Annotated in this window: 18 protein-coding genes; 11 read left to right on the top strand and 7 right to left on the bottom strand. The window is 61.3% G+C overall.

What is annotated here, in order from left to right; all coding sequences use genetic code 11:
• Window positions 1–63 precede the first annotated feature (63 nt).
• From lapD to CK486_RS05235, 4 genes are all read right to left on the bottom strand, one after another.
• Window positions 64–2,013 carry a cyclic di-GMP receptor LapD gene (lapD, locus tag CK486_RS05250; RefSeq protein ID WP_095939232.1) on the bottom strand — a complete coding sequence of 650 codons (1,950 nt, stop codon included), beginning with the start codon at window positions 2,011–2,013 and terminating at the stop codon, window positions 64–66.
• Window positions 2,014–2,022: 9 nt separating this feature from the next.
• Window positions 2,023–2,700, bottom strand: a complete 678-nt coding sequence (gene lapG / locus CK486_RS05245) for a cysteine protease LapG (RefSeq protein WP_256574368.1) — start codon at window positions 2,698–2,700, stop codon at window positions 2,023–2,025.
• Window positions 2,701–2,798: 98 nt separating this feature from the next.
• On the bottom strand, window positions 2,799–3,200 hold the full coding sequence (locus CK486_RS05240; RefSeq protein WP_095939231.1) for a YbaN family protein: 402 nt from the start codon (window positions 3,198–3,200) through the stop codon (window positions 2,799–2,801).
• A gap of 7 nt (window positions 3,201–3,207) precedes the next feature.
• The gene (locus tag CK486_RS05235; protein WP_095939230.1) at window positions 3,208–3,795 is read right to left on the bottom strand and encodes a YecA family protein; all 588 of its coding nucleotides are present in this window, start codon (window positions 3,793–3,795) and stop codon (window positions 3,208–3,210) included.
• A 151-nt stretch (window positions 3,796–3,946) separates the two neighbouring features.
• Between CK486_RS05235 and recQ the strand changes: the two genes are divergently transcribed.
• The 5 genes from recQ (at window position 3,947) to CK486_RS05210 (ending at window position 10,371) form a co-directional block, all read left to right on the top strand.
• On the top strand, window positions 3,947–6,076 hold the full coding sequence (gene recQ / locus CK486_RS05230) for a DNA helicase RecQ (RefSeq protein ID WP_095939229.1): 2,130 nt from the start codon (window positions 3,947–3,949) through the stop codon (window positions 6,074–6,076).
• A gap of 87 nt (window positions 6,077–6,163) precedes the next feature.
• Complete coding sequence (locus CK486_RS05225) at window positions 6,164–7,303, top strand: diguanylate cyclase (protein ID WP_371915485.1); 1,140 nt, start codon at window positions 6,164–6,166, stop codon at window positions 7,301–7,303.
• Between the two features lie 109 nt (window positions 7,304–7,412).
• Complete coding sequence (locus tag CK486_RS05220; protein ID WP_095939227.1) at window positions 7,413–8,429, top strand: DUF2804 domain-containing protein; 1,017 nt, start codon at window positions 7,413–7,415, stop codon at window positions 8,427–8,429.
• 110 nt (window positions 8,430–8,539) lie between these two features.
• Window positions 8,540–8,974, top strand: a complete 435-nt coding sequence (locus CK486_RS05215) for a MarR family transcriptional regulator (protein ID WP_095939226.1) — start codon at window positions 8,540–8,542, stop codon at window positions 8,972–8,974.
• Window positions 8,974–10,371 (top strand): DHA2 family efflux MFS transporter permease subunit, encoded by a 1,398-nt coding sequence (locus CK486_RS05210; RefSeq protein WP_095939225.1) that lies wholly within the window; start codon window positions 8,974–8,976, stop codon window positions 10,369–10,371. The genes CK486_RS05215 and CK486_RS05210 overlap by 1 nt, the downstream gene beginning before the upstream one ends.
• 134 nt (window positions 10,372–10,505) lie before the next feature.
• On the opposite strand, the gene CK486_RS18045 is transcribed toward CK486_RS05210, so the two are convergent.
• Window positions 10,506–10,907: a hypothetical protein gene (locus CK486_RS18045; protein ID WP_176481655.1), complete on the bottom strand. Its 402-nt coding sequence runs from the start codon at window positions 10,905–10,907 to the stop codon at window positions 10,506–10,508.
• Window positions 10,908–11,090: 183 nt separating this feature from the next.
• On the opposite strand from CK486_RS18045, the gene CK486_RS05205 reads away from it, so the two are divergent.
• Entirely contained in the window at window positions 11,091–12,671 is a 1,581-nt protein-coding gene (locus CK486_RS05205; protein WP_176481654.1) for a FimV/HubP family polar landmark protein, read from the top strand.
• Between the two features lie 59 nt (window positions 12,672–12,730).
• Here the strand turns inward: CK486_RS05205 and CK486_RS05200 are convergent, their stop codons facing one another.
• Window positions 12,731–13,792, bottom strand: coding sequence for an SMP-30/gluconolactonase/LRE family protein (locus CK486_RS05200; protein ID WP_095939223.1), 1,062 nt, complete (start codon window positions 13,790–13,792; stop codon window positions 12,731–12,733).
• Between the two features lie 143 nt (window positions 13,793–13,935).
• Between CK486_RS05200 and rnd the strand changes: the two genes are divergently transcribed.
• The 4 genes from rnd (at window position 13,936) to CK486_RS05180 (ending at window position 17,161) form a co-directional block, all read left to right on the top strand.
• Entirely contained in the window at window positions 13,936–15,051 is a 1,116-nt protein-coding gene (gene rnd / locus CK486_RS05195; RefSeq protein WP_095939222.1) for a ribonuclease D, read from the top strand.
• A 2-nt stretch (window positions 15,052–15,053) separates the two neighbouring features.
• Entirely contained in the window at window positions 15,054–15,347 is a 294-nt protein-coding gene (locus tag CK486_RS05190) for a YcgL domain-containing protein (RefSeq protein WP_095939221.1), read from the top strand.
• 62 nt (window positions 15,348–15,409) lie between these two features.
• Entirely contained in the window at window positions 15,410–15,859 is a 450-nt protein-coding gene (locus tag CK486_RS05185; RefSeq protein WP_095939220.1) for a YcgN family cysteine cluster protein, read from the top strand.
• Between the two features lie 78 nt (window positions 15,860–15,937).
• Complete coding sequence (locus tag CK486_RS05180) at window positions 15,938–17,161, top strand: hypothetical protein (protein ID WP_095939219.1); 1,224 nt, start codon at window positions 15,938–15,940, stop codon at window positions 17,159–17,161.
• Between the two features lie 246 nt (window positions 17,162–17,407).
• On the opposite strand, the gene CK486_RS05175 is transcribed toward CK486_RS05180, so the two are convergent.
• The gene (locus CK486_RS05175) at window positions 17,408–17,776 is read right to left on the bottom strand and encodes a YajD family HNH nuclease (protein WP_095939218.1); all 369 of its coding nucleotides are present in this window, start codon (window positions 17,774–17,776) and stop codon (window positions 17,408–17,410) included.
• A gap of 160 nt (window positions 17,777–17,936) precedes the next feature.
• On the opposite strand from CK486_RS05175, the gene CK486_RS05170 reads away from it, so the two are divergent.
• A complete protein-coding gene (locus tag CK486_RS05170; protein ID WP_095939217.1) occupies window positions 17,937–18,476 on the top strand; it encodes a hypothetical protein in 540 nt (179 codons plus the stop codon).
• Window positions 18,477–18,519 lie beyond the last annotated feature (43 nt).

Raw genomic sequence — 18,519 nt, 5'->3', positions numbered from 1 at the left:
TCAGGCGATCTTAAGCCCGCCCTCTCGGGGCGGGCTTTTTAATTTCTGTATGTGCTCGATCGATCAGCCTGCATTCCAAGGCTCGGGCGCGCCGATCAGGCGACCCATGGCTCCCTGAATGCCCAATTCCTTCAGTACGTCCAGCTCACCCTGGGTCTCTACCATTTCCGCGATCAGTGGCAGGTCAATGCTGTTGCTGGCTCGGTAAATGGCCTCAATGAACAGGCGCTTGTCGCTCTCCTGATCGATGGTTCGGATGTAACTGCCATCGATTTTCAGGTACGCGAGACCCAGGTGGGTGAGGTTGCCGATGAGGCTGAAGCGCCCACCGAAATGCTGCAGGGCAACCTGGAAGCCGGTGCCGCGAATGGCCAGACACAGGCGCTCCATTTCTTTGGTTTCAGGTAACTGGTGCTCATCTATCTCGATGGTCAGAAGGGCTGCATGCTGGTTGTGCTCGCGTAACATCCCTAGAAGGCGGGCCCGGCTTCCGGGCTCTAACAGGGTGGCAGCAGACAGGCTTATGGCCAGCGGTCGCGGCTGTTGCTGTAGGCGCGTGAGGCATTGCTCGAGCATGGCCAGGTCAAAGCGTGCCATCCAGCCCAGGCGTTCAATCCATGGTAAGAAGCGTCCAGCAGCGATGGCTTCACCCTTGGGATCTAGCAGTCGTGCCAGTACCTTGTGATGAAGCATTACGTCGGTGGCTGCGCATTGCACTACCGGCTGGAAATACAGCTGTAGCTGATTGCTGTTGAGGGCGTCGTCGACCCACTCACGCCATTGATGCAGGCCTTGAGTGGGCTGGGCATCGAAACTGTCCAGGCGCTGCCATGCCTTGCTTGATTGGCTCTGGGCCTGGGCTAGGGCCTGATCGGCACGGGCAAAGACGGCCGCTGCTTCTTCGCCGGGACGGAAGGTCGTGATGCCCATGTGCATTACGGGCGTGCAATCACTGGCGCCGGTGGCGCGCAGGTTCTCCAGTTGCTGACAAAGGCGGTTGGCATTTGACTCGGCTTCCTCGCTGGAAAGGCCTGGGGCAAGAAAGGTGAATTCTCCGCCACGGCTGCGTGCGACCAGCCAATTGGGTTTGCCGTGTTCCGCCAGCAGGGTCTTGAATAGCTCGGCAATGTCCTGAATCAGCGCATCGGTGCGCTGGCCCCCCAGGCGCTGGTTGAGGCCGCCGAGGTCATTGACCCGCATCAGCATCAGATAGCCTTCTGTATGATTCTCGCTGACCGTCAGCAGGTTGCTCAGGGTGGCATCGAACAGGCGGCGGTTGGCCAGGCCGGTCAGGGTGTCCTGGTAGGCTTCTTCGCGGAGCTTCTCGCTGCGGGCGGCTTCTTCGGCAAACAGCGCTTTGAGTTTCTCGACCATCTGGTTCATCGCCACCACCACGCGCTTGAGTTCCGGGGTGTGCGGCACCTTGGGCATGGTCAGGAATTCGCGCCGGGTAATGGCCTGAGCCTGCTGCACCATGGTGTCCAGCGGCTTGAGCTGGTGACGCAATAACCACCCTCCGAGCACGGCGCTCACCACACCGCATAGCAATAGCCACAGACCGCTGCCGAAGGCACTGTCCCACAGCTTGGTCAAAGCGAACTGAGGATGGCTGAGTACCTCGACCCGCGCGGCTTGTTCCCAGCCGCGCATGATCAGGGCATCGCCGCCCTGAGGTTGAAGATCTACCAGCTTGATGAACCAGCCCGGAACTTTTTCAGGGGTAGTTGTGGTGCGCCGCTCAACGATGATCTTGTTGTCTGGGATGCGCACCACGCGAATGGTTGCAAAGTAGCCGCTATCGAATATCGAACTGACCATCAGCTCGATCATCGCCGGGTCGTCCACATGCGGGGTCATCGACAGCCCCAGGGCCGTGGCGGCGTCCTGAGCGTGCGAGCGCAGCTGGCCAAGCAGTTGCTCACGGGAATTCTCCACGCCGGAGATGAAACTGCCGGTAAAGGCCACCACCAGAAACAGGCAGATGGCCAGGAACAGTTGTTTGAGTAGTGACATGGGCTTCTCCTATCCCTCGCCGATGGCAAAGCCTTCGGCCTTCATCTTCTGCAGCAGTTCTTGCCAGCGCGAGAGCTTCTTGCTGTCGCCTTTTTTGCCGTTGGGCAGGTACAGGCCCTCGGCGTTGAAGGCATAGACCGGCAGCAGGTCCTTGCGCAGCGAGGCCGACCGGATCTCGCCGATCAGGTTGTCCAGCACCAGCGGCGTGGCGGTGGGGCTGGCGTAGTAAGTCAGGACCATGTGCGCCTGGTTGTACTGCAGGGCCTTGACGTAGGTGATGCGCAGTTTTTCGCTGGGCACCCCGAGGCGACGCAGGGTGAAATACTTGGCGATGGAGTAGTCCTCGCAGTCGCCGGCCCCCTTGATCAGCGCTTCCACCGGAGTGGCCCAGTAGTCGGTCTGGCGCCAGTTACGGCTGTCGTCGGAGAAGCGGAACTGGCGGTTGAAGAAGCTGTTTACCAGCTTCAGCTTTTCCGTTTCGCCCAGGCCGCTGCTGGTCTGCATCAGTTCGTTCCAGGCCAGCAGGCGGGTTTTGGCATTGCCCAGGTTGCCGTAACGCTGCTCGGCCTTGAGCAGGATCTGGGTGAAGTCCCAGGCCGACCATTCGGCCCATGCGCTCAGCCACAGTGCCAGGCTGCCGCAGAGTGCGGCAGAAAGCGGGCGCAGCATGAGTGGGCGCGAGATCATGACAGGCAGACATCCCTGACAGAGCTGAACAGCTCCAGTCTAGGCGTTGAGCTGGCACGCAGGGCTGGCTTGGCTGCCGCTGGTCGGAAGTTGCCGGATCAGCGCAGCGGCAGGGTTTTCTGCTTGAGGATGTACAGCGTCACCAGCGTGCCGCTGCACAGCATGAACAGGCGTGCCGGCAGCACGGGCACCAGATAACAGGACAGGCTGATACTGGCCCACATCAGGGCAATGCTATAGATCTTGGCCTTGAGCGGAATGCCGTGGCCGTCCAGATAATCGCGTACCCAAGGGCCGAGGCGCGGGTGCTCGACCAGCCACAGGTAGAAGCGCCGCGAGCTGCGGGCAAAGCAGGCGGCGGCCAGAAGTAGAAAGGGCGTGGTCGGCAACACCGGCAGGAAGATGCCGATGATGCCGAGAATCACGCTGAGCCAGCCGATCGCCAGCAGCAGCGTGCGGATCACGGGCGAACGACTTTGCTCGATGTCGCGATGCGACATGCGTGGCTCAGTGGTGGCGGGGCTTGAGCAGCGCCGGCTTTTCTTCCGGGGCATTGAAGAGGAGGAACAGGGCGGTGAGGATTTCCGGGATCTGCTCGATCATCTCGTCCATCAGGTCCGGGTTGCTGGCCATTTCGGCAAACTCGGGCTGATCCTCGAACAGGCCGGAGCCGACCATGATCGGCAGCAGCAGCTCGCTGACTTCGTCCTCGGCGTTCTCGAACCAGGCGCCTTCGCGCAGGAATACGCCTTCCATGAAGCCGATGCACCAGCCGCGCAGGTCGGAGTCGTCCGGCACTTCGCCCAGATCCAGCTCGCAGGGCAGCTCCATGTCGTCGTCGCTGGCCAGTTGGCGGCCGATGTGAGCCTTGAGCTGTTGCAGGGTTTCTTCGATTTCGGCGCGCTCAGCGTCGTTGCGGTAGTGCGGTGGCTCGGCGAAGAGGGCATCGATCCACTCACGTGCCGGCACCTGCTCGGTGCAGATGGCCAGGGCTGTCAGGTAGCCGTGGGCCGCCATGTAGTCCAGGGCTTCCTCGTGCAGGTCATCGGCATCGAGAAAGGCTTGCAGGCGGTGCAGTTGCTCAGCGAAGGACATCGGGGGCTACCTTGAGGGATCGTTCGAATGTAAGACGTTAAATTCTAGCCTCGTGGCCTGCTAAAAGCACGGCCGACAGGCGAGGCCATGATTCGCGGCATGGCTGACGTATACTGCGCCCCCGGATTTGCCAGCCATTCAGACCTACACCATGCCTTCTGCCGCTTCGCGCATTCTCAAAGATGTTTTCGGATACGACGCTTTCCGCGGTCAGCAGGCGGCGATCATCCAGCGCGTGGCCGACGGCGGCGATGCTCTGGTGCTGATGCCTACCGGCGGCGGCAAGTCCCTGTGCTATCAGGTGCCGGCACTGCTGCGCGAAGGCCTGGCGGTGGTGGTGTCGCCACTGATCGCACTGATGGAGGATCAGGTCTCCACGCTGGATGAGTTGGGTGTCGCGGCAGTGGCGCTGAACTCCAGCCTGAGCCTGGATGAGCAGCGCGAAGTGGCCGAGCGCATTCGCCAGGGGGAGATCAAGCTGCTCTATGTGGCCCCGGAGCGTCTGGTGCAGCCGCGCATGCTGGCGTTTCTACAGCGTCTGCAGATTGCCCTGTTCGCCATTGACGAAGCCCACTGCGTGTCCCAGTGGGGGCATGACTTCCGTCCGGAATACCTGCAGCTGGGGCAACTGGCCGAGCTGTTCCCCAACGTGCCACGCATTGCCCTGACCGCCACGGCGGACAAACGCACCCGCGAGGAGATCGCCCAGCGCCTGCACCTGGATCAGGCCGAGCGCTTTCTCTCCAGTTTCGACCGGCCGAATATCTTCTACCGCATCGTGCCCAAGGATCAGCCGCGCAAGCAGCTGCTGGCCTTTCTCGCCGAGCGCAAGGGCGATGCGGGCATCGTGTACTGCCTGTCGCGCAAGAAGGTTGATGAAGTGGCGGCGTTTCTCAGCGAACAGGGCTTCCCGGCGCTGCCGTATCACGCCGGCCTTTCCAGCGATCTGCGCAGCTATCACCAGAAGCGCTTTCTCAATGAGGAAGGGCTGATCATGGTGGCGACCATCGCGTTCGGCATGGGTATCGACAAACCCAACGTGCGGTTCGTGGCCCACCTCGATCTGCCCAAGTCGCTGGAGGCCTATTACCAGGAAACCGGCCGTGCCGGCCGCGATGGCTTGCCGGCGGATGCCTGGATGGCCTACGGCCTGCAGGACGTGCTGCTGCTCAAGCAGATGCTGGCCAACTCCGAGGGTGATGAGCGGCACAAGCGCATCGAACAGCACAAGCTTGAAGCCATGCTGGCCCTGTGTGAGGAGATCCGCTGCCGGCGCCAGGCGCTGCTGGCCTATTTCGACGAGGAGCTGGCCAAGCCCTGCGGGCACTGCGACAACTGCATCGACGGGGTGCAGACCTGGGATGCCACTGAGCCCGCGCGTCAGGCACTGTCGGCGATCTATCGCAGCGGCCAGCGCTATGGCGTCGGACATCTGGTCGACATCCTCTTGGGGCGTGAGAACGACAAGATCCGCACCGCCGGCCATCAGCACCTGGCGGTGTTTGGTGTTGGCAAGGCGCTGAACGAGGGCGAGTGGCGCAGCCTGTTCCGCCAGTTGGTGGGGCGCGGGCTGGCAGATATCGATCTAGATGGCTTTGGCGGCCTGCGTCTGTCCGAGACCTGTCGCCCGCTGCTGCGTGGGGAAGTGACCCTGCAGCTTCGCCGTGATCTGAAACCGCAGACGGCGCCGAAGGCGTCGGCCAGCGCGGCCAGTCAGCTGGTGCGTGCCGATGAGCGCGCCACCTGGGAGGCGCTGCGGGCTCTGCGCCGGCGACTGGCTGAGGAGCATGAGGTACCGCCTTATGTGATCTTCCCCGACTCTACCCTGCTGGAGATGTTGCGCAGTCAGCCGCGTACCCTCAGCGACATGGCGCGGGTCAGCGGGGTGGGCGCGCGCAAGCTGGATCGCTATGGCGAGGCTTTCCTCGAGGTGCTCAATCAGGGCGAAGAAGCGGCACCGGTGGTGGTCGCCGACCTGCGCCACGAGCTGGTCAGCCTGGCCCGTGCCGGTATGACCCCGGCGCAGATCGCCAACCAGCTCAAGTGCGCGGAAAAGAGCGTGTACAACCTGCTGGCCGAGGCCATCACCCGCAACCAGTTGTCGCTGGAGCAGGCGCTGGATCTGCCCGAGGAACTGCTGGGCGAGATCCAGGATGCCTTCCTCGATGGTGACGGCGATCTGCCGGCGGCGGCCGCGATCGCCCCGATGTTCCGCGGGCGGGTCGAGGAGGGGGTGCTGTACTGTGTACGTGCCGCACTGCAGAGCGAGTTCGAGCTGTAGCTGAGCTTGTTACCTGCAGCCGTAGGGACTAATGTTCAGCTGAACCCGTTCCGATAAGGCATCTGCTTGTCCCCTCATCAGGCCTGGCTGGACGAAGTCCGCCCCAATCCCTACGTTGACCAGTTGCTGGGTGGTTTTACCTGGCTGCGGTTTCATGGAGCGTTGGAGCGTGAGTACCGCGAGGCGCAGTTTGCTCAGACTGAGGGTTTGTTGCGTATCACCTTGGTGGTTGGCACGATCCTCTGGCTACTGTTCGCTGTTCTTGATCATTTGCTGATTAGTTCCTATGAGCGCTGGTGGATGACTGGTGTTCGCCTCATTGTGTTGGCTGTTTTGCTGAGGTGCGGTTGGCTGCTGTGGAAGGGCCAGAGCAGGCAGCAACTTGAGTGGATGAGCCTGGCAACCATCGCTGCTCTGGGCATTGGAGCTGCCGTTGTTGTGGCCATTGCGCACCGGAGTGATCATAACTTTCCCTACGAAGGGTTACTGCTGATCAGTATGGCAGGCTACTTCCTGGCTGGTTTGCGCCTGCGCCAAGCGCTCGTGGTTTCCCTGTTGGGTGTTCTGTCCTATGGCCTTGGTGAGTACTGGGTGAACTACCCCTTGCCACGTTTGATCAACAACCTGCTGTTCTTGTTGTCTGGCAGCGTGGTAGGCGCAGTAGGTTGTTACCTGCTGGAGTACAAGTCGCGGGAGAACTTCCTCAATACTCGTTTGATGGAGTTGCTGGCTGATCGTGATGGTCTTACCAGCTTGCACAACCGGCGTAGTTTCAACCGTCAGATGGTCGCATTGTGGGGGCAGGGGCAGCGTGATGGCGTTCCGTTGTCGTTGCTGATAGCCGATGTCGATCACTTCAAGGCCTACAACGATGCTTATGGTCATCATGCTGGCGATCATGCTTTGCAGGCCGTGGCACGTTTAGTCGAGGAGCGGGCTCGGCGGCCGCTGGACATGGCTGTTCGTCTGGGCGGCGAAGAGTTTGCCGTGCTGTTGTACGGCAGTGACCAGGCTGTTGCGCTGCAGCTAGCTGAAGGTTTGCGCGAGGAGTTGGAGCGGCTCGGCATCGAACATCGTGGCTCTACTTCGAGTACGGTTCTGACACTGTCGGTCGGCGTTGCCACTCTGCAGCCAGCCGAAGGTCTGCCGCTGACCCAGTTGTACGAGCAAGCGGACCGTGCGCTGTATCTGGCAAAGGCCAATGGCCGTAATCAGATAGCTTACTGAGGCTCCTACCCTCGTTGGCCGCTTTTGCCGGCTTGGCTGGCCCGATTAGTGAGTTGAGCCTGCCTGACGCACTGCTAGGATCGACTTTTTAGTCTCTTGGGCAAAGTGCATGCACCAGCTTATCCAGGCCGACGGCCAGCCTCATTACGGTCAATTTGCCGCTGCTCCTGAGCTGATCAACTACCGCGATTTTGATTTTCGCTCGCCCATGGGCCGGCCTCTAGGGGCGTTGGCCAAATGGCGGCGTTTTCACCAGTTCCAGTATTTCGGCATCATCAGCGATCAACTGATCGGTGGCTGCGCGTTGGCCAACCTCAGCCTCCTGGGCGTGGGCTTTGTCTACCTGTTCCATCCGGCCAGCGGCCGCATGATCAAACGTCAGTTCAAGCTGCCTCTGGGCATGGGCACGCTGTTCAGCCAGAACCCCAATCAGGGCGTGTGCGAGCTGCGCTGGGGGCACAATCGCCTGCGTCTGGAAAACAGCGGCGCCAGTCTGGAGAAGCATCTCTCGGTGACGCTGGATGACGGCACCTCGATCGAGGCCCGCTTCAGCGAGCGCGAGCCGGCCTTTGCGCCGATGTGCCTGTGCACGCCGACGGCGGTCAACGGCTGGGTCTATGCGCAGAAGGTGGCGGGCGTGCGTTGCCAGGGGCGGATCCGCAGCAGACTCGGTGATTTCGATCTTGAGGCCATTGATGCCTTCGCCCATCACGACTGGTCGGCCGGCTACATGCGCCCGGAAACCTTCTGGAACTGGGCCTGCCTGTCCGGGCAGGTGGACGGCCAGCGGGTCGGGCTTAACCTGTCCTGTGGAGTCAACGAAACCAGTTTCAGCGAGAACTGTTTCTGGCTCGATGGCGAGCTGATCAAGGTCGATGGCGTGCGCTTTGCCTTCAATCGTGATCGGCCGCTGGAGCCCTGGACCATCACCTCCAACGATGGTCAGGTGGCGTTGCGCTTCAGTGGTGCCGGCATGCATCAGGAACGGGTCAATGCCGGGCTGATCGCCAGCAACTTCAAGCAGATCTTCGGGCGGTTTACCGGTGAACTGCGGCCCAGAGGGCGCCAGCCGGTGCCCATCGATCAGCTGTGGGGCTTCGTCGAGGATCAGTATGCGAAGTGGTAGCGCGAGCCAGGGTGCGACTTAGCGCCTCCTTTGGTCTACTTGTCTGGTTTTTCGCAGTATGGTTAGCTGGCTAATAGTTAGCGATTACCAAACTTTGCGGATCACGATTCATGGCGCAACCCGATAAACACCGTTTTGCCATGCAGCTGGCCCAGCTGTCGCGGGGCTGGCGTGCGGAGCTGGATCGGCGTCTGGCCGACCTGGGGCTGTCCCAGGCGCGCTGGCTGGTTCTGTTACATCTCGCGCGTTTCGATGGATTGCCGACCCAGCGCGAGCTGGCGGCCAGTCTGGCCGTGGAGGGGCCGACCCTGGCCCGTCTGCTCGATGGTCTGGAGCAGCAGGGCCTGGTCGAGCGCCGGGCGGTAGCCGGCGACCGCCGTGCCAAACAGATCAGTCTGTGCCCGGCAGCGCGGCCGTTGATTGCGCAGATCGAGGCGATTTCCGGGCAGTTGCGCAACGAGCTCTTTGCCGGTATTGGCGAGGAGGAGCTGCGTATCTGTCAGCAGGTTCATTCGCGCATGCTGGCCAATCTGGAACAGCTTTGATGGCGGCCGATCTGGCGCAGCTGCAGGCGCGCTTCGGCCCCCGTTATCCGCTTTGGCTGCTCAGTCTATTGATGTTGGGCAGTATGGCCATGGTTCTGGCCTCGACCAGTGTCAATGTGGCACTGCCGGCAATCATGGACGACTTTTCCATTGGCCGGCCTTTGGCCCAATGGCTATCGACCGGTTTCCTTGCGGCAATGACAGCCGGACTGCTACTGGCCAACTGGACTCAGCAGCGGCTCGGCACGCGCCTGACCGTGCTGCTGGGTCTTGGCCTGTTCGTGCTCAGCTCATTGCTGGCTCTGGCGGCCGACCAGGCCTGGCAGCTGATCGCTGTGCGCATTGCCCAGGGTGGCTGCGCCGGTATCGTCCAGCCGTTGGCCATGGTGCTGATCTTTCGTGTCTATGCCTCTGGCGGTCGGGGCATGGCTCTGGGTATCTATGGCCTTGGGGTGATGATCGCGCCTTCATTGGGGCCAACCATCGGTGGTTATCTGGTCGATCATTTCGGTTGGCCAGCGGTATTCTGGATGCCACTACCGCTCTGTGCGCTGGCCATTATCGGGGCTATTTGGCTGTTGCCCGACGAGCGCAGCCCACAGCCGCCAAGGCTGGATTACCTGGCATTTATCTGGTTGCTGCTGGCCTTGTTCGCTGCGTTGGGTAGCCTGGCCGAAGCCCAGCGCTTCGGCTGGTCCGAATGGCGAGCCTGGGGGCCTGGGCTGTTGTCGTTACTGGCTACATGGCGATTTGTAAGGCGCAGTCGATTCAGTCCTCAGCCTCTGTTACCGCTGATGCTTTGGCAGAGCGCGGCCTTTCGTCAGGCCAGTTGGGTGGCTTTGGTACTGGGATTTGGTCTGTATGGCTCGACCTACCTGATACCGTTGTTTTTGCAAACGGTCGAGGGCTATTCAGCCGGTCGAGCGGGGCTGCTGTTATTACCGGCCGGGGTGGCGTTGGGGCTGGCCTCCTTCGCCGGAGGCTGGTTGTCTGATCGTTTTCCGCTAGCTTGGCTTCTGGTTGCGGGACTGTTGTTTTTCGTCGCTTCAGCACTGGGATTTGCTGCCTGGGGTTCGCCGGCCGGATTCGCCTTGCTATGTCTTCTGGCCTGCTTGGGACGAGTCGGCTTCGGCCTGCTGTTGCCGGCGCTGAATGCCGTTGCGCTGGACGCCCTTCCAGAACGGCACTTAGCCAGCGCCGCGGGGGTGATTACCTTCGTGCGCCAACTAGGCGGTGCTTTTGGTGTCAATCTGCTGACCTACTTCCTTGAGTGGCGGCATGCCGCTCTGGGTGGGAATTCTTTGGCGGAGGCGGAGGCTTTTGCACAGACTTTCTGCGTGATGGCATTGTGCTTTATCCTGACCTTATGGCCAGCTTGGCTGCTGCGGCCGCGGTAACTATGCTGGCTACGACCATTCGGCAGATTGTCAGGCAATGTGGCAAGCACATTGCCTGACAGAGACCATACTGAATACAGGCGCAGCGCCAGGGTGGTGCCTGCACCATGAGGGAATAGCCTGACTTGTGGTCATCAAGGGAATGCGACGATCGAAAAGTCAGCGCTTGAGGAGGCGTTATGCCACAGATGCGCACATTGCTTTTCACGCTTGCTTCCAGCTCGGTGCTGTGCCCGGGAGCCGCGATGGCGCTTGGCTTGGGTGAGATCACCCTGTATTCGGCACTCAATCAACCACTTGACGCGCGAATTGAACTGGTCGATGCCAGCCAGCTGGAGGCTGACGAGTTCAAGGTTCGCCTGGCCGGTGAGCAGGCATTTGCCCGGGCTGGCGTTGAGCGTCTTTACGTACTCAATGACTTGCGCTTTACCCCAGTGTTGCAGGGCAGCGAGCGCTATATCCGGGTGCAAAGCAACAAAGCCATGCGCGAGCCTTACCTGAATTTCCTGGTGGAAGTGGTCAGGCCAGGCGGTCATTTTGTACGCGAATTCACAGTGCTCTTCGATCCTCCGGAATCTTCTGCCTATCGCCAGCAGGCAGCGCCTCTGGCCGGCTTGTCGCCTCGCTTCGAACAGCCTGATACAGCTCGCATCAGTGTGCCGCAGGTAATGCCCGCTGCCACGCGAGGTGAGCGTTATCAGGTGCGTCGCGGTGATAGCTTGTGGTTGATCGCCAAGCGCTTGCAGCAGGCTGGGAGCCCCCTGTCTATACAGCGTTTGATGGAGGGTATTCTTGCGCTCAATCCCCAAGCTTTCATGGGAGGGGATTCGTCACGGCTGTTGGCTAATGTCGAGCTTTTACTGCCAGATGAAGCGCGGCCGTTCACTCCGATCGAGTCCCCCGCAGTTGTTGCCGGCACTGCGATTGGTCGTCCAACTGGTGGGGTTGTTGAAGTTTCTGCTCAGGCTGTAGCAACGCCGGGCTCAGTGCAGCAACCTATACCTGTATCGGCTGAGGTTAAGTCGGTTGAGCAGTTGCAGCAGCGTCTGGATGCCGAGCTGCAGGCCAATCAGCAGCAGAATGCTGCACTGATGGCACAACTGCAGATACTCAGTCAGCAGCTCAATACTCTGCAGCAGGCTGTCAGTCAGCGTGATCAGCAGATCGCCGAGTTGCAGCTGCGTCTGCAGCAAACTGAATCTCGGCCTGAGTCTGTTGTGCCCAAGGATGTTCCTGTCTCTGAGAAACCCACTGCCGCGGCGGTGCCGGCCTCTGCCAGTATCGGCACTGAAACACCAAGCATCTGGCACTGGTGGTTGGCTTCGAGTCTACTGCTGGCTGCTTTGGCCGCTGCCGGTTGGTTGCGCCGTGGTAAAAAACGGTCAAGACAGGATGCAGCCGCTCCCTCGATAACTCCTGCGACTTTAATGCAGGCGCCGCGAGTAGCGCCGATGCCCTCTGGATCAGCGCCAGCAGAGCAGTTGATTCCGGTTGCACCCGTGCGCAATAGCGATGCTCTGGCTGCTGCCAATGTGTATATCGCTTACGGCAACTTTGCTGAGGCGCGTGCGTGCTTGAGGCGGGCCGTAGAGCAAGAGCCTGGACGTCACGAGTTGCGCTTGCGGCTGCTTGAGGTCTTGGCGCAACTCGGTGATGAAGTAGGTTTCAAGCGCGAGCTCGCGGTACTGCAGAGCATCCCAGAGTGCGCCACGCCGCTGGCGCGTATTCGAGAACAGTATGCATCTTTGTCAGCGGGTAAATCGGCCGAAGTGTTGCATGAGGCGGTGGCACCACTTAATGAAGCCAGTCCGTTATTGGAAGATGACTTCAAACTGAACCTCGAAGACCTGCCGTTGGATGCTGAATGGGACCAGATAGAGCCGTTTCAGGCGGTGCGGCCGGCAAGCAAAGGCCTTGAAGAAAGCAGCCTGATTGGCAGCAATCTCAGCGAATTGCCTGAGGTCTTTGAAATGGGTCATAGCGAACTGACCGAGTTACCGCAGGCGTTTGAGCGCCGGGCTTCGGCGCGTACTGTGACGGTTGAGGAGAGCGAGGAGCTAGCGCCTTGGGAACGCGAGCCAGTGGGTAAGACCTTGAGCGACTTCCGCAGCTTCGAGCAGGACCATGATCTGAGCCATCTGGAAGGTAAGCGTGAACACCTCAGTCAGCTCAATCAGGCGCTGGCCTATATCGAACAGGGCAATCTGGACGAGGCCTGCAATATCCTCAATCAACTGATCAGTGATGGCAGCGATGAGCAGAAGCGTGAGGCCAAGGCCTTGCTTTCACGCATTGCCTGACCTGCGCCAGCAATAAAAAGGGGCCGCATCTGCGGCCCCTTTTTATTGCTAGAAAAAACTCAGCGGATTCTCAGCTTGCCGATGCGGTCGTTGTTCAGGCTGCCCAGATACAGGTAATCGCCCACCGGTTTGGCGGAGGTGATCATGCGCAGGTGGGTCCCGCTGCTGTCATGCAGGCTCTGGATGATTTCACCCTGTTCGTTGAGAGCCACCGCCAGGCCATAGGGGACGGCCTTCGGCCACAGGGCACGGGGCAGCTTGGCCAGTTGCGCCTTGAGCCACGGGTGACGGTGCAGGAAGTCGGCGTCGGCTTTGCGCGGCGTCGGCATGGCGACCCAGAACGTGCCGGCACGGTCGCCCTGCAGGTTATCCGGCAGGCCCGGCAGGTTTTCGATGAACACATCGCTCTGACCGGCCTTGTCCCCTTTGAGCCAGTAGCGGGTGATGCGGTAACGGTAGGTTTCGTTGACCAGCACGAAGTCCTCCTTGGCCGACAGTGCCACACCATTGGCAAAGTACAGCTCGCGCAGGAGCACCTCGGTCTGCTTGCTGGCCGGGTCGTAGCGCAGCAGGCGGCCATGGGGGCGCGCTTCGAGCAGGTCGAGCAGGTAGTCCGGCTGGTTGAAGCGGCTGGAGGCGTCGCTGAAATAGATGCGGCCGTCGCTGGCGATATCCAGATCGTCGGTGAAGGCAAACGGCAGGCCGTCGGCGGAGGTGCTGAGCACCTCGATCTGGCCTTTACCATCAATGCGCAGCAGCCCCTTCCAGGCATCGGCGACGATCAGATTGCCGTTCTGGTCGAAGTCCATGCCCAGCGGGCGCCCCTGAGTGTTGGCGAAGGTTTCGACCTGGCCTTGGGCATCGAGACGGACGATGCGACCGTCATGCAGGCCAGCATACAGACGGCCCTGGCTGTCGACGGCGGTGTCTTCCGGGCCTTCGATCTGGCCAACAGCGAGCAGTTCGGCCTTCATCAGCGTGTCGTTGGGTTCCATGGCGCCAACCGGCAACGGGGCGGTGGGCGCCTCCCAGGCCAGTGGGCGGATCGGGCTGGGGGTAATGCCGAGGTAAACGGCGACCGCAGCGACCAGAAGGGTGATCAGGCCAAGCAGTTTCTTCATCTTGTTATCTGCCTTGTGACGGGGGAAAGCTGGCGAGCATACAGAGTTTGCCGCCTCCTTGGGCAGGGGTGCCCAGTCGGCATGACCCTGCCCGGCAGAGGGGCGAGCCTATATACTGCGCGGCAATGATGAAGGAGAGCCCTGTGGCGATTGAGATTCACTGGATCCGTGACGATGCCGCTCTGGCCGAGGCCTGCGCCGGCTGGCGGCAATTGCCGTTCGTGGCGCTGGATACCGAGTTCATGCGGGTCGATACCTTCTATCCCAAGGCGGGACTTGTGCAGGTCGGTGATGGCCGGAGTGCCTGTCTGATTGATCCGCTGCTGGTCAATGACTGGCGACCCTTTTCCGCTTTGCTCGAAGATCCGGCCGTGGTCAAGGTCGTGCATGCCTGCAGCGAGGATCTGGAAGTCTTTCTGCGCCTGACCGGCAGCCTGCCGCAGCCGCTGTTCGATACCCAGCTGGCGGCGGCCTACCTGAATATCGGCTTCTCCATGGGCTACTCGCGCCTGGTGCAGCATGAGCTGGGCATCGAACTGCCCAAGGACGAGACCCGTTCCGACTGGCTGCAGCGTCCGCTGACGGCCATGCAGGAGCTGTATGCCGCGCAGGACGCCGAGTATCTGGTCGAGGTCTACCAGCGGCTGCTGCCGCGTCTGCCGGCGGATAAACTGGCGTGGCTGCTGGAAGATGGTGCCGAGCTGGTGGGCAATCTGCGCCGGGAGGTCGATCCCGAGCTGGCTTATCTGGATGCCAAACTGGCCTGGAAGCTCAATCCGCAGCAGCTGGCGGTGTTGCGTGCGCTTTGTGCCTGGCGCGAGCGTGAGGCGCGCAAGCGCAATCAGCCGCGCAACCGCATTTTGCGCGAGGCCTCGCTGTGGCCTCTGGCGCGTTATCAGCCGGACAACAGCGTGGCCCTGGCGCGCATCGACGATATGCACCCGCGTACCGTGCGCCAGGATGGCGAAACCCTGCTCAGGCTGATTCGCGAGGCGGCGGCCACGCCCCCTGAACAGTGTCCGGAGCGCCTGGCTGAACCACTGCCGATCGAGGCCAGTGCGGTGCTCAAACGTCTGCGGGCTGTTGGTCAGCAGGCAGCCGAACGTCTGCAGATGGCTCCTGAACTCATGCTGCGCAAGAAAAGCCTGGAGGCCCTGTTACGCACAGGCTACCCCAATGGCCCTTACCAGCTGCCCGATTCCCTGCGCGGCTGGCGCCGCGAACTGATGGGTGCCGACCTTTTGGCGGTCCTGGAGTGAGTATGAAACGTATCTGTTCGATCTACCGTAGTCCGCGCAAGCGCGAGATGTACCTCTATGTGCTCAAGGCCGATGCGCTCAAGCGCGTGCCCGAGGGGCTGCTCACTGCGTTTGGTGCGCCGCAGCATGCCTTTGATCTGGTGCTCAGCCCCGAGCGTCAGCTGGCCCGTGAGGACATCCACACGGTTCTGGAAAACCTCGACAAGCAGGGCTATCACCTGCAGATGCCGCCACCTGAAGAGGAATACATCGAGCATCTGCCCGATGAACTGCTGCGCATGAACGATCCCGTGTGATGGGACTCCAAGTGTCAGGTTTGAGCCGGCCCGGTGTCGGCGTGGTGATGAGGTAGCGGGCCATGGCCGCCAAAGTGGAACCCTTCTGGAAGCGCAAGACTCTTGATCAGCTCGATCAGGAGGAGTGGGAGTCGCTGTGCGACGGTTGCGGCCTGTGCTGTCTGCAGAAGCTCGAAGACGAGGACGATGGCTGCGTCTATTACACGCGTATCGCCTGCAAACTGCTCGACCTGAAGACCTGCCGCTGCACCAATTACGAGAAACGCCGCGATTTCGTGCCGGACTGCATCCAGCTCACACCGGCCCAGGCTGAAGAGTTCCGCTGGCTGCCGCCGACCTGTGCCTACCGCCTGGTCAGCGAGGGCAAGGACCTGCTGTCCTGGCACCACCTGGTCTGCGGCGATCCACAGGCCGTGCACGACGCCGGCATTTCCCAGTCCGGCAAGATGCTTGCCGAGCATGCCGTGGCCGAAGAGGACTGGGAAGAACACCTGATCTTCCGCGCGGGCTGATGCCGTAACAGGCATCCGCTACGCTGCATTTCATTGCCTGTCCGTTGCGGGCAGGTCTGCCAAAAGGACATTTCCATCATGCTTGAGCGTCGTTTCTCTGCCTTGCCGCTGGCCCTGTTGCTGCTGTCCACGCCCTTGCTGGCGAAGAATCGCGTTGATCTGGACTACAACGTGCGCTTCCTGCCGGAGTCCGATCAGGCTGAAGTGCGCATTACCCTGGATGAAGGCGAGGAGGTGCGCAGCCTGACCTTCAATCTGGGCAAGAAGGGCTACTACAGCGACTTCCAGACGGATGGCCAGTGGCAGCAGAGTGCGCCGCACAGCGGTGTCTGGCAGCCCAAGAGCGGCAAGTCGAGTCTGACCTACAAGGTCAAGGTCAGCCATGAGCGCGAGGACGGTCGTTTCGATGCGCGCATGACGCCGGACTGGGTACTGATGCGTGGTGATGATCTGGTTCCCAGTGCGCGTCTGGATCAGGTCGACGGCACACAGCTGGTGTCGCGCCTGCAATTCGAGCTGCCCAAGGGGTGGCCGTCGGTGGAAACCGGCTGGCCACGTATCGGCAAGAACCGCTTCCGCATCGACAATCCAGCGCGTCTGTTCGACCGGCCCACTGGCTGGATTCTGGCCGGCAAGATCGGCACCCGCCGCGCCCAGTTGGGTAATACCGATGTGACGGTAGCCGCTCCGATCGGCGAGGGCATGCGCCGCATGGATGCACTGACCATGCTCAGCTTCGTTTGGCCGCATGCGCAGTATGTGTTTCCGCGCGACCCGGGCAAGCTGCTGGTGGTCGGCGCGGGTGAGCCGATGTGGCGTGGCGGTTTGTCGGCCGGCAACTCCCTGTTCCTGCATGCCGACCGCCCGCTGGTCAGCGAGAACGGCACCAGCTCTCTGGTGCACGAGCTGACCCACGTGTTCAGCCGTATCCGCGATACCGATCGCAGCGACTGGATTGCCGAGGGCCTGGCCGAGTACTACGCCATCGAGCTGGTACGCCGTGCCGGCGGCATGAGCGAGGACCGCTACGCCAAGGTGCGCGACAAGCTGCGCCAGTGGAGCAAACCGGTCAAAACCCTGCGTACCGAACATTCCACTGGCCAGTCCACGGCGCGGGCGGTGATTCTGTTGATTGAGCTGGACAAGGAAATCCGTGAGACCACCAAGGGTGAGCTGTCGCTGGATAACGTCACCCGTGGCCTGATGCGCATGGACAAGGTCAGCACGCAGGACTTCATTGCGGTGACCGAAAGTGTGCTGCGCGGGCCGTCCACTGTGCTGGATACACCGTTGCTGCGCTGAGAACCTGTTTACGATCCGCTGCGCGTCGGCGATACGGCGTTAAAAACAGCCTCAGCAGGCCGCTTATGGCCAACGCACTTTAGTGCGGCCCCGAAGGGGCGAGCGTAGCGAGTTATGCTCATTTACCACTGGTAAACTGCGCTTCTTCGGCTGTTTTTGCCTTGTCTCGCTCTAGCTCGCAAGATCGTAAGCAGGTTCTGAGTCCGCACAAAATGAAAAGGCCCGGTTAAACCGGGCCTTTTCATTTCAGCTGTCGCTTTTGCCCAGCAGCTTGGCCAGGTCGGCGAAGGCCTTGTGCTTGACCGTGCTGGCGCCACCGCGCCCGGCATCGCTGGTCTGGTAGTGCGCATCGACCTGCCGCTGGTGCTCGTTGTCATGGCAGTACAGGCACAGCAGCTCCCAGTTGGAGCCGTCTTCTGGGTTGTTGTCGTGGTTGTGGTCGCGGTGGTGTACCGTCAGTTCGCTCAGGCGCTTGCCGCTGAACTCGCGCCCGCAGCGCCCGCAGATGTGCGGGTACATGCGCAGGGCCTTGGCCCGGTAGCTCTGCTCGCGATCGCGCTGGGCTTCGGCAAGCAGGCGGTCAACCTTGCTGGTGGGAGAGGGTGGCTGGGCCATGGGGTGGCGCTCCTGAGTAGTCGTTGCACCAGTCTAACGCTGGTGCCGGCAGGCGGCGAGCGGGTGTGTCTGTCATCTAACTGACACGGTAAATTCACTGCGCGGTCATGGAACTTCGGCAAGGTGGCAGGCCTCAATCATCGCCTTCCCAGGAGTTGCCATGTCGTTTCTCAAACCAGTTTCCTTCGCCCTGCTGGCAGCCGCCGTCAGTGCCTGTAGCAGCCAGGTTCCCGTGGCCAGCAAGGCTCCGGCGCTGAACAACGAAGACTGGTACCAGGTGCGCACAGAAACCCAGGTGTATGTCTTCGATGACTACCAGGTATTCAAAAACTTCCTCAGCACCGAGAAGGCCCCGGTTCTGCGCAAACTGGAAGAGAAGGATCCGGCCGGTCAGGAGCTGATTCTCGCCCTGCGCGCCGAAGATCAGGGCAAGCCGCTGGAGCAGATTGCCGCTTACCAGTTCCTCAAGGTCGCTCTGGTGCCAGCGCATCCGTTCTACGGTGAAGTGCGTCAGGAAGGGCGCATTTATGTGTTCAAGCGCTACGGCGACATGAAGGACATGATTCAGCTCGGTGAGCCGATCTTCCGCTACACCGACATCGGTGGTGGCCCGGATGGCGTGTCGGTGACCTACGGCCTGCAGAAGGAAGAAGGCCGTCCGGACGATACCATCGCCCAGTTCAAGAAAAACCATATGTAAGACGGCGGCATCTGTCGCCCTTGAGAGCCCCGCCGCGAGCCAT

The sequence above is a fragment of the Pseudomonas sp. HAR-UPW-AIA-41 genome (assembly GCF_002304225.1).
Taxonomy (GTDB): Bacteria; Pseudomonadota; Gammaproteobacteria; order Pseudomonadales; family Pseudomonadaceae; genus Aquipseudomonas.
The sequence above is the reverse complement of the archived record's forward strand: the minus strand, read 5'-3'. Positions and strand labels throughout refer to the sequence as shown.

Coding starts and splice junctions, on each gene's coding strand:
- CK486_RS05190 (WP_095939221.1), top strand. CDS start 15,054: ATGAAACGTATCTGTTCGATCTACCGTAGTCCGCGCAAGCGCGAGATG.
- CK486_RS05240 (WP_095939231.1), bottom strand. CDS start 3,200: ATGTCGCATCGCGACATCGAGCAAAGTCGTTCGCCCGTGATCCGCACG.
- CK486_RS05210 (WP_095939225.1), top strand. CDS start 8,974: ATGGCGGCCGATCTGGCGCAGCTGCAGGCGCGCTTCGGCCCCCGTTAT.
- CK486_RS05235 (WP_095939230.1), bottom strand. CDS start 3,795: ATGTCCTTCGCTGAGCAACTGCACCGCCTGCAAGCCTTTCTCGATGCC.
- CK486_RS05185 (WP_095939220.1), top strand. CDS start 15,410: ATGGCCGCCAAAGTGGAACCCTTCTGGAAGCGCAAGACTCTTGATCAG.
- lapD (WP_095939232.1), bottom strand. CDS start 2,013: ATGTCACTACTCAAACAACTGTTCCTGGCCATCTGCCTGTTTCTGGTG.
- recQ (WP_095939229.1), top strand. CDS start 3,947: ATGCCTTCTGCCGCTTCGCGCATTCTCAAAGATGTTTTCGGATACGAC.
- CK486_RS05215 (WP_095939226.1), top strand. CDS start 8,540: ATGGCGCAACCCGATAAACACCGTTTTGCCATGCAGCTGGCCCAGCTG.
- CK486_RS05175 (WP_095939218.1), bottom strand. CDS start 17,776: ATGGCCCAGCCACCCTCTCCCACCAGCAAGGTTGACCGCCTGCTTGCC.
- CK486_RS05200 (WP_095939223.1), bottom strand. CDS start 13,792: ATGAAGAAACTGCTTGGCCTGATCACCCTTCTGGTCGCTGCGGTCGCC.
- lapG (WP_256574368.1), bottom strand. CDS start 2,700: ATGATCTCGCGCCCACTCATGCTGCGCCCGCTTTCTGCCGCACTCTGC.
- CK486_RS05170 (WP_095939217.1), top strand. CDS start 17,937: ATGTCGTTTCTCAAACCAGTTTCCTTCGCCCTGCTGGCAGCCGCCGTC.
- CK486_RS18045 (WP_176481655.1), bottom strand. CDS start 10,907: ATGACCGCCTGGCCTGACCACTTCCACCAGGAAATTCAGGTAAGGCTC.
- CK486_RS05180 (WP_095939219.1), top strand. CDS start 15,938: ATGCTTGAGCGTCGTTTCTCTGCCTTGCCGCTGGCCCTGTTGCTGCTG.
- CK486_RS05220 (WP_095939227.1), top strand. CDS start 7,413: ATGCACCAGCTTATCCAGGCCGACGGCCAGCCTCATTACGGTCAATTT.